The organism is Agaricicola taiwanensis (assembly GCF_014635245.1).
GTDB lineage: Bacteria > Pseudomonadota > Alphaproteobacteria > Rhizobiales > Methylopilaceae > Agaricicola > Agaricicola taiwanensis.
This window is the reverse complement of sequence record NZ_BMCP01000001.1, coordinates 882,926-895,925: the sequence shown is the minus strand read 5'-3', so window position 1 is coordinate 895,925 and position 13,000 is coordinate 882,926. Positions and strand designations below refer to the sequence as shown.

12 protein-coding genes and 1 other RNA gene are annotated in these 13,000 nt (G+C 63.9%); 4 read left to right on the top strand and 9 right to left on the bottom strand.

Annotated features, from left to right (window positions below; translation table 11 throughout):
- Window positions 1-9 precede the first annotated feature (9 nt).
- Window positions 10-564: a peptide deformylase gene (gene def / locus IEV58_RS04215; RefSeq protein WP_188408424.1), complete on the bottom strand. Its 555-nt coding sequence runs from the start codon at window positions 562-564 to the stop codon at window positions 10-12.
- Between the two features lie 164 nt (window positions 565-728).
- A complete protein-coding gene (locus tag IEV58_RS04210; protein WP_229729175.1) occupies window positions 729-2,438 on the bottom strand; it encodes a methyl-accepting chemotaxis protein in 1,710 nt (569 codons plus the stop codon).
- A gap of 544 nt (window positions 2,439-2,982) precedes the next feature.
- On the opposite strand from IEV58_RS04210, the gene IEV58_RS04205 reads away from it, so the two are divergent.
- Window positions 2,983-4,164, top strand: coding sequence for a DNA recombination protein RmuC (locus tag IEV58_RS04205; protein ID WP_188408423.1), 1,182 nt, complete (start codon window positions 2,983-2,985; stop codon window positions 4,162-4,164).
- Between the two features lie 3 nt (window positions 4,165-4,167).
- On the opposite strand, the gene IEV58_RS04200 is transcribed toward IEV58_RS04205, so the two are convergent.
- The 5 genes from IEV58_RS04200 to ffs all read right to left on the bottom strand — a co-directional run bounded on the left by IEV58_RS04200 (window position 4,168) and on the right by ffs (window position 8,777).
- Window positions 4,168-5,880, bottom strand: a complete 1,713-nt coding sequence (locus IEV58_RS04200; protein ID WP_229729174.1) for an AmpG family muropeptide MFS transporter — start codon at window positions 5,878-5,880, stop codon at window positions 4,168-4,170.
- 72 nt (window positions 5,881-5,952) lie between these two features.
- On the bottom strand, window positions 5,953-6,558 hold the full coding sequence (gene recR / locus IEV58_RS04195; protein WP_188408422.1) for a recombination mediator RecR: 606 nt from the start codon (window positions 6,556-6,558) through the stop codon (window positions 5,953-5,955).
- A 13-nt stretch (window positions 6,559-6,571) separates the two neighbouring features.
- The gene (locus IEV58_RS04190; protein WP_188408421.1) at window positions 6,572-6,892 is read right to left on the bottom strand and encodes a YbaB/EbfC family nucleoid-associated protein; all 321 of its coding nucleotides are present in this window, start codon (window positions 6,890-6,892) and stop codon (window positions 6,572-6,574) included.
- A gap of 12 nt (window positions 6,893-6,904) precedes the next feature.
- Complete coding sequence (locus IEV58_RS04185; protein WP_188408420.1) at window positions 6,905-8,653, bottom strand: DNA polymerase III subunit gamma/tau; 1,749 nt, start codon at window positions 8,651-8,653, stop codon at window positions 6,905-6,907.
- 27 nt (window positions 8,654-8,680) lie between these two features.
- Window positions 8,681-8,777: signal recognition particle sRNA small type (ffs, locus tag IEV58_RS04180), an RNA gene on the bottom strand.
- A 55-nt stretch (window positions 8,778-8,832) separates the two neighbouring features.
- Here ffs and IEV58_RS04175 point away from each other — a divergent pair.
- Both IEV58_RS04175 and nudC read left to right on the top strand, forming a co-directional pair.
- Entirely contained in the window at window positions 8,833-9,351 is a 519-nt protein-coding gene (locus IEV58_RS04175) for an HIT family protein (RefSeq protein ID WP_188408419.1), read from the top strand.
- Entirely contained in the window at window positions 9,341-10,258 is a 918-nt protein-coding gene (gene nudC / locus IEV58_RS04170; protein ID WP_229729173.1) for an NAD(+) diphosphatase, read from the top strand. Before IEV58_RS04175 ends, nudC begins: the two co-directional genes overlap by 11 nt.
- Before the next feature lie 3 nt (window positions 10,259-10,261).
- Here nudC and IEV58_RS04165 read toward each other — a convergent pair whose 3' ends face one another.
- A complete protein-coding gene (locus IEV58_RS04165; protein WP_188408418.1) occupies window positions 10,262-11,116 on the bottom strand; it encodes a prephenate dehydratase in 855 nt (284 codons plus the stop codon).
- 15 nt (window positions 11,117-11,131) lie between these two features.
- Window positions 11,132-11,860 carry a 3-deoxy-manno-octulosonate cytidylyltransferase gene (locus IEV58_RS04160; protein WP_188408417.1) on the bottom strand — a complete coding sequence of 243 codons (729 nt, stop codon included), beginning with the start codon at window positions 11,858-11,860 and terminating at the stop codon, window positions 11,132-11,134.
- A gap of 164 nt (window positions 11,861-12,024) precedes the next feature.
- On the opposite strand from IEV58_RS04160, the gene IEV58_RS04155 reads away from it, so the two are divergent.
- Window positions 12,025-12,909, top strand: coding sequence for a c-type cytochrome (locus IEV58_RS04155; protein ID WP_188408416.1), 885 nt, complete (start codon window positions 12,025-12,027; stop codon window positions 12,907-12,909).
- Window positions 12,910-13,000: the final 91 nt, after the last annotated feature.

The window sequence follows — 13,000 nt, the reverse complement described above, 5'->3', positions numbered from 1 at the left end:
GTGCGAGGGCTAGCCGCGCTTGGCTTGCTTGGCGAACTTCCTGGTGACCCGGTCACGCTTCAGCTTCGACAGGTGGTCGATGAAGAGCACGCCGTCGAGATGATCGATCTCATGCTGGAGACAGACGGCCAGAATGCCATCGGCATCGACCTCCTGCTGCTTGCCGTCACGATCGAGGTACCGCACCCGCACACGTGCCGGCCGCTCGACCTCCTCGTAGTAATCGGGGATCGAGAGACAGCCTTCATCGTAGGTCCTGGTTTCCTCGGACGCCCAGACGATCTCCGGATTGGCGATGAACATGGGCTTGCGATCGACCGGCTTTTCCGCCGCCTCGTCCCCTTCGCCTTCTTCATCGTCCTGCTCGCGATGCGAGACGTCGAGCACGACGATGCGCTTCAGGACGCCGATCTGCGGTGCGGCAAGACCGATGCCGGGCGCGTCGTACATGGTCTCCAGCATATCATCCATCAGCCGACGCACATCGTCGTCGACCGCGGCGATGGGCTCGGCCTTCTGGCGCAGAACGGAGTCGGGAATGATGCGAATGGGCAAGATCGACATGATGCTCGCGGAGATAAGCGGCGCCTCGCGCCCCGTCAACAATACACCCCGTTTGCCCTGAAAAATTCGCGACCCGATCCGCGTGCTATTTTGGCTTAATGGAAAACCACCGGCGATATTCATCGCCGATGGCCCCTGTCGTAATCAAACCTTATCTGCGGGATTCAGGCCGCACGCACCGTCTGAAGGAAGCCATCGACTTCCATCTTCAATCGGCTGCCCTCTCTGGAAAGCTCCTGCGCGGAGGAAAGGACCTGGGTCGAGGCGCTGCCCGTGTCCGCAGCGCCGTTGTTGACCTCGCCGATGTTCGAGGCAACCTCGGACGTGCCGATCGCGGCATTCTGAACGTTGCGTGCGATCTCCTGCGTGGCGATCCCCTGTTCCTCGACGGCTGCTGCAATCGAGGAGGCGATTTCCGCCACGCGCTTGATCGTGGTGCTGATCTCCTGGATCGACCCAACCGAATCCTGCGTCGCCTTCTGGATACCGCTGATCTGGGATGCGATCTCGTCAGTTGCCTTGGAGGTCTGGCTTGCGAGTTCCTTGACCTCCTGGGCGACCACGGCGAACCCTCTACCCGCCTCACCGGCACGTGCGGCTTCAATCGTGGCGTTGAGAGCCAGGAGATTGGTCTGCTCCGCGATGGCGGTGATGAGCTGGACCACTTCACCGATGCGGTCCGCCGCTTCGGAAAGCTCATTGATACGCGTGTCGGTCCTGTCGGCCTGATCCACCGCATCGCGTGCTATCCGCGAGGATTCGGCAACCTGACGGGATATCTCCTGTACCGATGTCGCCAGTTCCTCAGAAGCGGACGCCACGGACTGAACGTTGGACGACGCCTCCTCAGAGGAGCTCGCCACAAGAACGGAGAGCTGCTGGGTGCGATCGGCGGTCTGGGTCAGCGTGGAGGCCGCGGTTTCAAGTTCATGCGAGGCTGAAGCAACGGTTTGAACGATGGCGCCGACGGCGTTTTCGAAATCATCCGCCATCTTCATCATCTCCTTCTTGCGCTGTTCCTCCGAAAGCCGCTTGCTTTCTTCCTGCTCCTGCTGGAGACGGATCTTGTCGAGACCGTTCTGCTTGAAGGTGAGCGCGGTACGGGCGACGTCGCCGACCTCATCCTTACGCTCGGTGCCGGTGACATCGACGTTCAGCTCGCCATTAGCCAAGCGCTGAAGCAGGTCAACGATCATGCGGATGGGTTTCGCAACGCCGAACTGACCGATGGCAAAGCCGAACACAAGTCCAAGAACGATGCCCGCAGCGGATACGCCGATCATTAGGCCGGAGGTCGCTTCGTATTCTGCCGTCGCTTCAGCCGAAACCGTCGAGACTCGATCATCCAGTTCCGTGGCCATCGTGCGAAGGGAGGCCCTGAGATCCTCCGCCGCCTGGCGGCTGGCCATGGCGCTATCACGGAGGCGACGGGTTTCTTCACCGATCTCAAAGTTGCCGACATCCTTGGCGATCTTGATCGTCCCCTCGAGTTCGCCGCGATAGGTTAGCCACTGACGCTCGATTTTCTCGATGTGCCCTTTCACAAGTCTATTTTCGCTGCTCTTCATTTCATCGAGACGTTTCTGGAAAAGAGCCGCCTCTTCGTCGATCTGTGTCTGAACCTGCTTGAGATTTTCCGGGCTTGGATCAATGGCGATGCGAAACTCGCCACGGTTGATCGCCACCAGATTGGTGTTGAGGCGTCCTGCGGTCAGGGCGTTCGCGGCGGCCACTTCCATGCGGTCCGTTGCATCATTGAGACTGCTCAGCGAACTGGTGCCCATCACGGCAACGCCCACTGTCACTCCAGACAGGAACAGGATCAACGCGATGATCTTCGTGAGAATGCGAAAATGTGAAAGAAAAGACATCATTTGGCTCCTCGACGACCTTCTGTCGCCGACCGGGGTTTCTCACTCTCGCCTCGACCAGCCATCCTGCTGGCGAGCGCCTAGAGCTATGCTCCTCATTCTCGCCATCGTGACTAAAATTTGATTAATGTTTGAATAAAATCGCAATTTTATTCTTGGTGTAGGTGCATCTATTTCAGAAATTACCAATTTATTATTGTATGGATTCCTTCTATTCTTCGAAGAAGTTTGGCGGAAAATCCGCCTGTTTCCAGAGTCCTACTCACCCACCAACAAAGATCGTTGATCACATTGGGCGATCTATACTGCCTTGCGCACGGCTCCACGCCCGATCCGGAATTGTTGCGCCGCAAAACATTACATCTAGAAGCACCCTTCAAGACTGGCTGCCTCTGCGCAGGGCGGCGCCATATTCTGTGACTCATGAGCCAAACACCTCGCAACAAAGGTCTCGAAAGCGCCCCGATGCCCATATCGGGCACGCCTTTATCAGCAAATGTTCTTTTTTTGTTCTCGAAAGGTGATGCGAATCCTGCTAAGGGACGGCATGGAAACTCCGATCCTTACCATTGGCAACACCGTCGTCACCGCCAGCCAAGCCATGGCCGGTCTAGGTCTCCTCGTGCTGCTTCTGCTCGTCGCGCTCCTTGTGGCGCTGGGACGGATGTCGCGGCAGCGGGCTTTGGAGGCCGCGAGCCATGGTGAGCGGGCGCAGGCCGCGGACAGCCATATCGCCGATCTCACACGCGCCCATGCGGAGATGGCGGGACGGCTTCAGGCCTTCGCGGAAGCACTGGCCCAGCGGCAGGCCGATCTTGGCCGCAGCGTCACCGAACGGCTCGATCAGGTGACGCAGCGCGTGGGCGAGAACCTGACGCGCGGCACCGCCGCCACGACCGAGCAATTGCAGAAGCTGGAGGCACGCATCGCCGTGCTCGACGCGGCCCGGGACAGCATCACCAGCCTCACCGACCAGGTCACGGGCCTCAAAGCCATCCTTGCGAACAAGCCGGCCCGCGGCGCCTTCGGCCAGGGCCGGATGGAAGCCATCGTCAAGGATGCGCTGCCTCCGAGCGGCTATTCGTTCCAGACGACGCTCGGCACCGGTGTGCGTCCCGACTGTCTCATCTATCTTCCCGGCGATGCGCGGGCGCTCGCCGTCGACGCGAAGTTTCCGCTGGAAGCCTTCGAGCAGCTTCGGCTCGCCAGCGGCCCCGAGATGGAGCGGGTCGCGGAAGCGCGGGTGCGATCCGACATCGGCAAGCACATCAAGGATGTGTCGGAGAAATATCTCGTGCCCGGCGAAACCCAGGATATCGCGCTTCTCTTCGTGCCGTCGGAATCCATCTATGCCGAGCTGAACGAGCGCTTCGAGGATGTGGTGCAGCGCAGCCACAAGGCGCGCGTTCTGGTGGTCTCGCCTTCACTGCTCATGCTGGCGATCCAGGTGGTGCAAGGGCTGGTGCGTGACGCCGCCATGCGCGAGCAGGCCCACCTCATCCAGGACGAGGTGCGCAAGCTGCTCGATGACGTGCGCCGTCTTGTCGACCGGACCGGCAAGCTGAAAAGCCACTTCGGCCAGGTGGAACAGGATCTCTCCGACATCGACATCTCGGCCGCGAAGATCCAGAAGCGGGGCTCCCGCATCGACCAGATGGAATTTTCCGGCTCCAGCGCCGCACCGGAAGCACTGCCGAACCCCATCGCCCGCAGCGTCGCCGCCGAGTGAAGGTCAGCGCGCCGGCACCTCTTCAGGCGCGGGCGCGGCCCCTCGGGTTGGCCTGATCATCACCATGACTGTCAGCACCACGGCAAATACGCCGATCAAAGCGGAATAGAGGAAGAAGGTGACGTAGCCCACGCCGAGGGCGGCCGGCGATACCGCCAGTTTGGCGGCGCCGGCCGCATAGGATTCCGGCGTGGTGCCGGTAAAGAGCGCCATCAGTGGCGCGACGGGCCCGCCGCTTTCCGCGCCTCTCGCCGCCCCTTCCACAATCCGGCCGGATTGCGAGGCAAGCAGCTTTCCCGGCAGGGCATAAAGCGAGGAGAAGAGAGCATATTGGGTCGCGGTAAAACCTGAGGAGGTCAGGCTCGACATATAGGCGATGAGGCAGGTGCCGGAGAAACCGCCGCAGACATTGTCGACGCCGATGGCCACATAAAGCGCCGGCAGGGAATGCCCCGATGTCGCGAGGAAGACGAAGGCGAGATTGCTGATGGCGCCGGCGAAGGCCCCCACCAGCAGCGACCGCATCAGCCCGAAGCGGGCAATGGCATAGCCGCCGAGAATGACACCGCCGAGCGATGCGAAGACCCCGAAGATCTTCCGGACCTCGGCGATCTCGACCATGGTGAAGCCGAGGTCGAGATAGAAGGGATTCATGATGTTGAGGACGAAGTCCGACACCCGGTAGATGCAGATGAGGGCGAGGATCAGCGCGGCCGATCCCTCGTAGCGCCGGAAGAAATCCGCCAGCGGCGCGCCGAAGGAGCCGCCGAGATAGACGCCGGGACGCGTGCGATGACCGGGGATGGCGCAGCACCCCATGGCGATGATCGCAAGACCGAGTGCCACCGCGCCGATCTGGAGCGCGATGCTGTAGGACTGGCCCTTCCACAACGGTGCCAGGCCGAAAGCATCCGCTGAACCGGCAAGCCCCGTCATAAGCGTCAGTGGGGTCGGATCGCCCATCAATCCCGCGCCGGCGATCAACGCGCCCGTGATGAAGAGGAGGCCGCGCACCAGCCACTCGGCGGCCTCGGCGAAGGGGCGGGCCGGCAGGTCGGCGGCGGGGATGGGCCGCACCGCATGTTCCCTTTCGCGCGGCGCGACGAGGACCGCCAGCACACCGATGCCCATGAGCGCGGCCATGACGGCGTAGGAGATGTTCCAGCTGTAGGCCTGGGCAAGGACCAGCGGCGCCGCGCCGGCGGTGATGATCGCCACGCGATAGCCCCACTGATAGGCCGCCGCGAGGATGCCCTGCTGGCTGTCGTCGGCGGCCTCGATGCGCCAAGCGTCGATGACGATGTCCTGCGTCGCGCCGGCAAAGCCGACGAAGACGGCCGCGGTGGCGACAAAACCGAGCTGGCTTGCCGGATCACTGCCGGAGATCGCCCAAAGCCCGAGAATGACGGCCGCCTGCGCCAGCAGCATCCAGGAGCGCCGATGCCCCAGCCAGCCGGTGATGAGCGGCACGCGCGTGCGATCAACCAGCGGTGCCCAGAGAAACTTCGCCGAATAGGCCAATGTGGCCAGGCTGAAAAAGCCGATCACCGCCAGCGAGATGCCCTCGCCCCGCAGCCAGGCGGAAAGTGTGTCGAAGATCAGGAGATTGGGTAGGCCCGCCGAAAACCCCAGCGCAAGCATGACGAGCGTGCGGCGCTGCAGGAAATCCGAGAGCACATTGCGCCGCTCCGCTGTCTCACCGCCCTTGCCCTGCACGCCACATCCTTTCGCCGAATCCCTCGTCCAACTTGAAGGCAGACGCGGCGCGGGTCCAGTGTCCGCGCCTGATCAGAAGGTGGTGCGGGACTTGAGCGCCGCGGCCAGCGTCCCCTCGTCGAGGTAATCGAGCTCACCTCCCACCGGCACGCCATGGGCCAACCGGGTGACTTTCACGCCCTGCGCCGCGAGGAGGTCGGTGATGTAGTGAGCTGTCGTCTGACCGTCCACCGTTGCATTGAGGGCCAGGATCACCTCGCCAATGCTGCCCTCAGCCACACGGGCTGCGAGTGTTGCGAGGTTGAGATCCTCGGGTCGTCGCCCGTCGATGGCCGAGAGCACCCCGCCGAGAACGTGATATCGGGCGCGGATGGCCCCTGCCCGCTCCAGCGCCCAAAGGTCCGCCACATCTTCCACCACGACCAGGATCGAGGGATCGCGACGCTCGTCACGGCAGATGGTGCAGGGATCGGAGGTATCGACATTGCCGCAGGAGGAGCAGACGACGATCTTGTCGCGCGCCTCGGCCATGGCGGATGCCAGGGGTGTCAGAAGCTGCTCCTTGCGCCGGATGAGCTGCAAGGCCGCGCGACGCGCCGAACGAGGCCCGAGCCCCGGCAGGCGGCCGAGGAGCTGGATCAGGCGCTCGATCTCGGGGCCCGCGACGGAGGATGGCATTGAGCCGAACGCCTCAGAAGGGCAGCTTCACGCCCGGCGGCAGGAGGCCGCCGGTGACGGACTGCATCTTCTCCTGCATGAGCTGCGCGGCCTTGGTCTGAGCGTCCGCATGGGCCGCGACGATGAGATCCTCCAGGATCTCGATCTCTTCCGGCTTTGCCAGGGAGGGATCAATGACGATGGAGCGCAATTCGCCCTTGGCCGAAAGCCGCACGGCGACGAGGCCAGCACCGGAGACGCCGTCCACCTCAAGCTGCTCAAGCTCGGCCTGCATCTCCTTCATCTTCGACTGAACGGCCTGGGCCTGCTTCAGCATGTTGAGCATGTCTTTCATGGTACGCTTCCTTCAGAAAATATCGTCATCATCGTCCATGACGGCGTCAGCGTCCATGGGCTCGGCCACGGCATCCGCCTCCGGCTGCGGCGGCTTGTTGGTGCGAACCTCGACGATCTGCGCACCGGGATATCTATCGAGGATGGCCTGGACATGAGGATGCGCGGCGACCCCGCGCCGCCTCTCCTGCTTCTCCGCCTCCTCGCGCTCGCGCACCGTCAGCACGCCTTCAGCGCGCCCTACCGAGACGATCCAGCGGCGGCCGGTCCATTCGGACAGCTTGCGCTGGATGACCTGGGCGAGATCGGGCGCGGCTGTCTGCGCGGGCTCAAATTCAATGTGCCCATCCTCGAACCGGACCGGCCGCACGTCGCATTCCAGCGCGATCTTGAAGGCGATGTCGCGCTTTTCCGCCGCCATGGCAATGGCCTGTTCGAAGGTATCGATGCGCCGCGCCGGTGCTGCCTGCGGCCGCGCCATGGCATGAGGCGCCTGCTGATAGGCAAGAGCCGCGCGCGGGCCACCGCCTCCGCCGGAGGGCACGGAAGGCGCCGCGCCTGCCGGGGCCGCGCCGCCCTCGCGCAGGATTCTCAACGCGTCGTCGGGCGTGGGCAGATCGCTGGCATAGGCAAGGCGCATCAACACCATGTCGGCCGCCATGGCCGGCTTTGGGGAGACCTGTACCTCCTGAATGCCCTTGGTCAGGATCTGCCAGGCCTGGCTGAGCGCGCGCATGGAAAGGCGCGCGGCGAAATCGGCGCCGCGCGTGCGCTCCGCTTCCGTGGCCGCCGGGTCCTGCAGCGCGGCCTCCGAGAGCTTCACCCGGGTGACGAAATGAACGAATTCGGCGAGATCGGTCAAAGCCACGGCCGGATCGGCACCGCCGTCATAGAGATCGCGGAACTCCGCCAATGCGCCGGCAGCATCGCCCCTCATCACCGTCTCGAACAGGTCGACGATGCGGCCGCGATCGGAGAGACCGAGCAACGCGCGCACTTCCTCGACCTCAACACGGCCCTGCCCGTGGGCGATGGCCTGGTCGAGCAGCGACAAGGCATCACGTACCGAGCCTTCCGCCGCACGGGCGACGAGCGCCAAAGCCTCGGCTTCGGCCTCGACCTTTTCATTGGTGACGATGCGGCCGAGATGCTCCACCAGCATGGCCGCATCGACACGGCGCAGGTTGAAGCGCTGGCAGCGCGACAGCACCGTGACGGGTACTTTGCGGATTTCGGTGGTGGCAAAGACGAATTTGACGTGCGGCGGCGGCTCTTCGAGCGTCTTGAGGAAAGCGTTGAACGCCTTCTCCGACAACATGTGCACTTCGTCGATGATATAGACTTTGTAGCGTGCCGACACCGGCGCGTAGCGCACGCCGTCAAGGATCTCGCGAACGTCCTCGATACCGGTGCGCGAAGCCGCATCCATCTCCAGCACGTCCACATGGCGACTTTCCATGATGGCTTCGCAGTGAACGCCGAGTTCGGAAAGATCGACCGTCGGGCCTTTGACGGAGCCGTCCGCCTTCTCGTAATTAAGCGCCCGTGCAAGGATGCGCGCTGTGGTCGTCTTGCCCACGCCGCGCACGCCGGTCAGCACCCAGGCCTGCGCGATGCGGCCCGAGGCGAAGGAATTGGTCAGGGTGCGGACCATGGCCTCCTGACCGATCAGATGATCGAAATTCTGAGGCCGATATTTGCGTGCAAGGACCCGATAGCCCGCGCCGGACGTCATGGAGGCGCTGGGTGGGACGTCATTCATCACGGTTGTCGATTGGCTCGTAGAAAAGTAGGAGGTTGGAACGGCAACCCGCATCGATCTCGTTAGGGCTGCTTCCTTCCGGACCTGACCCGGTTGGCGAGTGAAACGTCCACCGCCAACCTCCCGCCACGAATATGGAGGTATAGAGCCTCGTGTTCAACCGTTATGGGTGAGAGTTTATGCTGAAATCCACCATCGAGATCGACCGCCGCCTGGCCGCCGACACGGTCTATGTGTCCACCCTGGCCCTCAGCCAGGTGCGCCTGATGGATGATGCGCGATTCCCCTGGGTGGTGCTGGTGCCGAAAAGCCAGGCGACCGAGCTCACGGACCTTTCCCCGCTGGAGCGCGGCGCGCTCATGGAAGAGATCGCAACCGTCTCCCATGTGCTTGGCACCACGGTGTCGGTCGACAAGATCAATGTCGGCGCGCTCGGCAATATTGTCTCCCAGCTTCATGTCCATGTGGTGGGGCGGCGCCATGGCGATGCCGCCTGGCCTGGGCCGGTCTGGGGTTCCGGCGAGGCTGAGAAATATGAACCGACGGCACGTGACGCGTTGGTCAACAAGCTCGCCGAAGCGTTGAACGGCCCAGCGGAGCCGCGCGGCCTCAGCGCCGAGCCGACCGACGATCAGGCCTCGACCGATACGATCTTGGATACGGAACCACCAGCAGCGGACGGCACCATTGAACGATGATCCTGGCCTTTCCGCCCGTCTTGGCTTTACCGCCGGCGCGCTTGATCGGATGCCCGCGCAGCGGACGGATGCAACCTTCCTGACGGCGGAGACCGAGCGGGGCGACCGGCGTTTCGTTGTCTTCTCGGGCGACGCGCCTCTCGTCACGACGGACGGGGGCTGCTTTTTCACGCCGGAGACCGCCGAAGCACTCGGCATCGCGGCGGATGAGCTTTATCTCGGCCGCCAGGATGGCGCACCCATCTTTGCGCGCCGCATCGAGCTGGAGCCGGATTCCGGAGAAGCCTCGCACGGCACCCTTGCCGACCTCAGGACACTCGCCATCGAAGGGCAAATCGAGGTGTCCGGGGTGGCACTTCTGGGCCTGGCCAAAAGCCTTCTGTCCTGGCACCGCCGTCACGGCTTCTGCGCCAATTGCGGAGAGCGGACAGCCCCGGTGCATGGTGGCTGGCGGCGTGACTGTCCCTCGTGCAATGCAGAGCATTTTCCGCGGGTGGATCCGGTGGCGATCATGCTGGTGACGGAGGGCGATCGCTGCCTTCTCGGGCGCCAGCCGCGCTTTGCCACCGGCTCCTATTCCTGCCTTGCCGGCTTCATCGAACCTGGCGAGACTGCAGAGAATGCGGTGCGCCGCGAGGTCAAGGAGGAAGCAGGCGTCACGGTCGGCGCCGTTCGCTTTCTCGCCTCGCAGCCCTGGCCATTCCCGCATTCGCTGATGATCGGATGCCATGGCGAGGCGCTTTCCACCGACATCACCATCGACCGGGATGAACTTGAGGACGCGCGCTGGTTCACCCGCGAGGAACTGCGCCAGATGATCGCCGGCACCCATGCCGGCGGCCTTCGCATCCCGCCGCCGATCTCCATCGCCAGCGGCATGCTGCGGCATTGGGCCGGAGCAGGCTGACGGTCAGCCTGCCTTGCGCGCTTCGAAGCGAAACGGGTGGGCCTGGTAGACGCCCAGGATCTTCACTTCGGAGGAGAAGAAGGCCAGTTCCTCCAGCGCCAGCTGCACGTTGCGCTCGTCGGGATGGCCTTCCACATCGGCGTAAAACTGGGTCGCCACGAATTCGCCGTTGAGCTGATAGCTCTCCAGCTTCGTCATGTTGACGCCATTGGTGGCAAAGCCGCCCATTGCCTTGTAGAGCGCGGCCGGCACGTTTCGCACCTTGAAGACGAAGGTGGTGACCACGGGGCCGTTGCCCGCCTTCACCCATTCCGGCTCACGCGAGAGCACGACGAAGCGCGTGGTGTTGTGATCCTCGTCTGCAATGTCGGGCGCCAGGATGTCGAGACCATAGATCTCGGCGGCGAGCGTCGAGGCGATGGCTGCCCGGGTCGGGTCCTTCGCCTCCGCCACCTCGCGCGCGGAACCGGCCGTGTCGGCGGCGACAACGGCCTTGAGGCCAAGCTTGCGGATCACATTGCGGCACTGTCCAAGGGCCATCACGTGGCTCTGCACCGTCCTGATGGTCTCGAGAGAAGCGCCTTTCGCCGCCATAAGCTGGTGCTGCAGCGGCAGGAAATATTCTCCGACGATGTGCAGGTCGGACGTCGGCATCAGGTGATGGATGTCGGCCACCCGGCCGGCGACCGTGTTCTCGATGGGGATCATTCCCAGTGCCGCGGTTCCGTCGCTGACGGCCGCCAGCGCGTCCTCGAAGGTCGGACGCGGCAAGGGTTCCATATCGGGATAGGCATCATTGCAGGCAAAATGGGAATTGGCCCCCGGCTCGCCCTGATACACGATCTTCTGCTTGGCCATGAGATTGTCCTTCCGTCACTTCGCCAGTCGGGCGCGGGCGCGCTCCAGGTCTTCGGGGGTGTCGACGCCGAGCGGGACATCGCCCACCAGCATGACGTCTATGCGCATACCGGCCTCCAGGGCGCGAAGCTGCTCCAGCTTCTCGCGCTGCTCCAGCGTTGACGGCGGCAAGCCGACAAAACGTTTCAATGCGGCGCGGCGCCATGCATAGAGGCCGATGTGGTGGTAGAGCGGCCCATCACCATAAGGCGCCGTCGCGCGCGTGAAATAGAGGGCGCGCAGGTGGTTCTTCGCCAATGGTGTTGCGACCGCCTTCACCACATTGGGGTTTGCCTTCTCCTCGTCGCGGGTGATCTCGGCGGCAAGGGTCGCGATATCCACCGCTTCGTCACCGAGCGGCAACAGCGAGGCGGCGATCACCTTGGGGTCGATGGTCGGCAGATCGCCCTGCACATTGACCACGACATCATATTCACCGGCGGGATCCAGCTTTTCCAAAGCCTCGAAGATGCGGTCCGATCCCGAGGGGTGATCGGCGCGCGTCATCACCGCTTCTCCCCCGGCGGCGCGGACGGCTTCCGCGACCTCGGCCGAATCGGTCGCTACCGCGACGGGCCCGACATGGGCTTCGGTAGCCCTCATCCACACCTGGACGATCATTGGAAGCCCCGCGATATCGGCGAGCGGCTTTCCGGGCAGGCGGGTCGAAGCCATGCGGGCGGGGATGAGAACGAGGGACTTCATGAAGGAGCCAAAAGAGACGCGGGGGTTCAGGCGGCAAAAAGTAGCAGCGCGCTGGTCTCTATACGAGTTGTCAGGTGCGGGGGGAAGCGGCTAGGTTCCGCCCGCTCTGTCGCGGTCCCCGTTCGGGGGCGCGCCCTATTGTCTGACCCTCAGGCGGGAAGCGGATGGACTCGTTCGAACTCAATAAAATCCTTGGAGCCGTCCTCGGCACGATGACCTTCACGCTCGGCCTGTCGATCGCGTCGGAGATGGTCTTCCATCATCCGGCGCCCGAACAGCAGGGCTACGCTCTGCCCGAGCCGGAACCGACCGCCGCCGGGGGTGGCGCCGAAGCGGCCGCGCCGCAGCCGATCGCCGCCTTTCTGGGCTCGGCGGATGCGGCCAAGGGTGCGGATATCTTCAAGCGCTGTGCCTCCTGCCACACGGTGGAGAAGGGCGGAGCCAACAAGGTTGGCCCCAATCTTTATGGCGTGGTCGGCAATCACAAGGCGCATCTGGACGACGCCTTCGGCTATTCCAGCGCGATGAAGGAAGCCGGCGGCGAGTGGACCTGGGATGAACTCAGCCATTTCCTCGAGAACCCGCGCGCGGCCATCAAAGGCACGGCCATGTCGTTCGCCGGCCTGAAAAAGCCGGAAGAGCGCGCCGCCATTCTCGTCTACCTCAACGAAAATTCGGACAACCCGCTGCCGATCCCGGAAGCTCCCGCCGAGGGTGCGGCACCGGCAGAAGGCGCGGCACCGGCCGAAGGCGGTCAGCCCGCTCAAGGTGGAGCACAGCCTGCCGGTGGCGATGCACCTGCCGGCCAATCCCCCGATACCCCGGCACCCGGCCAGCAAGGCGCGGATGTTCCCGGCGGCGGTGAAGGCACGCAGCCCGGCCCGGCCACCAACGATGGCCAGCAGCCGCAGCAGCCCCAACAGCCGAATGCCCCGCAGGGCGGTCCCGCCCAGGAGCAGGCGCCGAACCCGTCTGAAAATCCGGCGAGTTCTCCCGCCCAGACGGGGCAACCTCCGGCATCGGACGCGCCGCCGCCTCCGGCCAACTGACACCGCTTTCGCGCCGGGCCTCGTGCCCGGCGTTTTCATTTCCGGCGGTCACGTTCGCGTAAAGGCCTGGAAGCCCTTCCCATTTGCGTCA

Coding starts and splice junctions, on each gene's coding strand:
- IEV58_RS04190 (WP_188408421.1), bottom strand. CDS start 6,892: ATGAAAGACATGCTCAACATGCTGAAGCAGGCCCAGGCCGTTCAGTCG.
- IEV58_RS04175 (WP_188408419.1), top strand. CDS start 8,833: ATGCTGAAATCCACCATCGAGATCGACCGCCGCCTGGCCGCCGACACG.
- IEV58_RS04160 (WP_188408417.1), bottom strand. CDS start 11,860: ATGAAGTCCCTCGTTCTCATCCCCGCCCGCATGGCTTCGACCCGCCTG.
- IEV58_RS04185 (WP_188408420.1), bottom strand. CDS start 8,653: ATGAATGACGTCCCACCCAGCGCCTCCATGACGTCCGGCGCGGGCTAT.
- IEV58_RS04205 (WP_188408423.1), top strand. CDS start 2,983: ATGGAAACTCCGATCCTTACCATTGGCAACACCGTCGTCACCGCCAGC.
- def (WP_188408424.1), bottom strand. CDS start 564: ATGTCGATCTTGCCCATTCGCATCATTCCCGACTCCGTTCTGCGCCAG.
- recR (WP_188408422.1), bottom strand. CDS start 6,558: ATGCCATCCTCCGTCGCGGGCCCCGAGATCGAGCGCCTGATCCAGCTC.
- IEV58_RS04155 (WP_188408416.1), top strand. CDS start 12,025: ATGGACTCGTTCGAACTCAATAAAATCCTTGGAGCCGTCCTCGGCACG.
- IEV58_RS04210 (WP_229729175.1), bottom strand. CDS start 2,438: ATGATGTCTTTTCTTTCACATTTTCGCATTCTCACGAAGATCATCGCG.
- IEV58_RS04165 (WP_188408418.1), bottom strand. CDS start 11,116: ATGGCCAAGCAGAAGATCGTGTATCAGGGCGAGCCGGGGGCCAATTCC.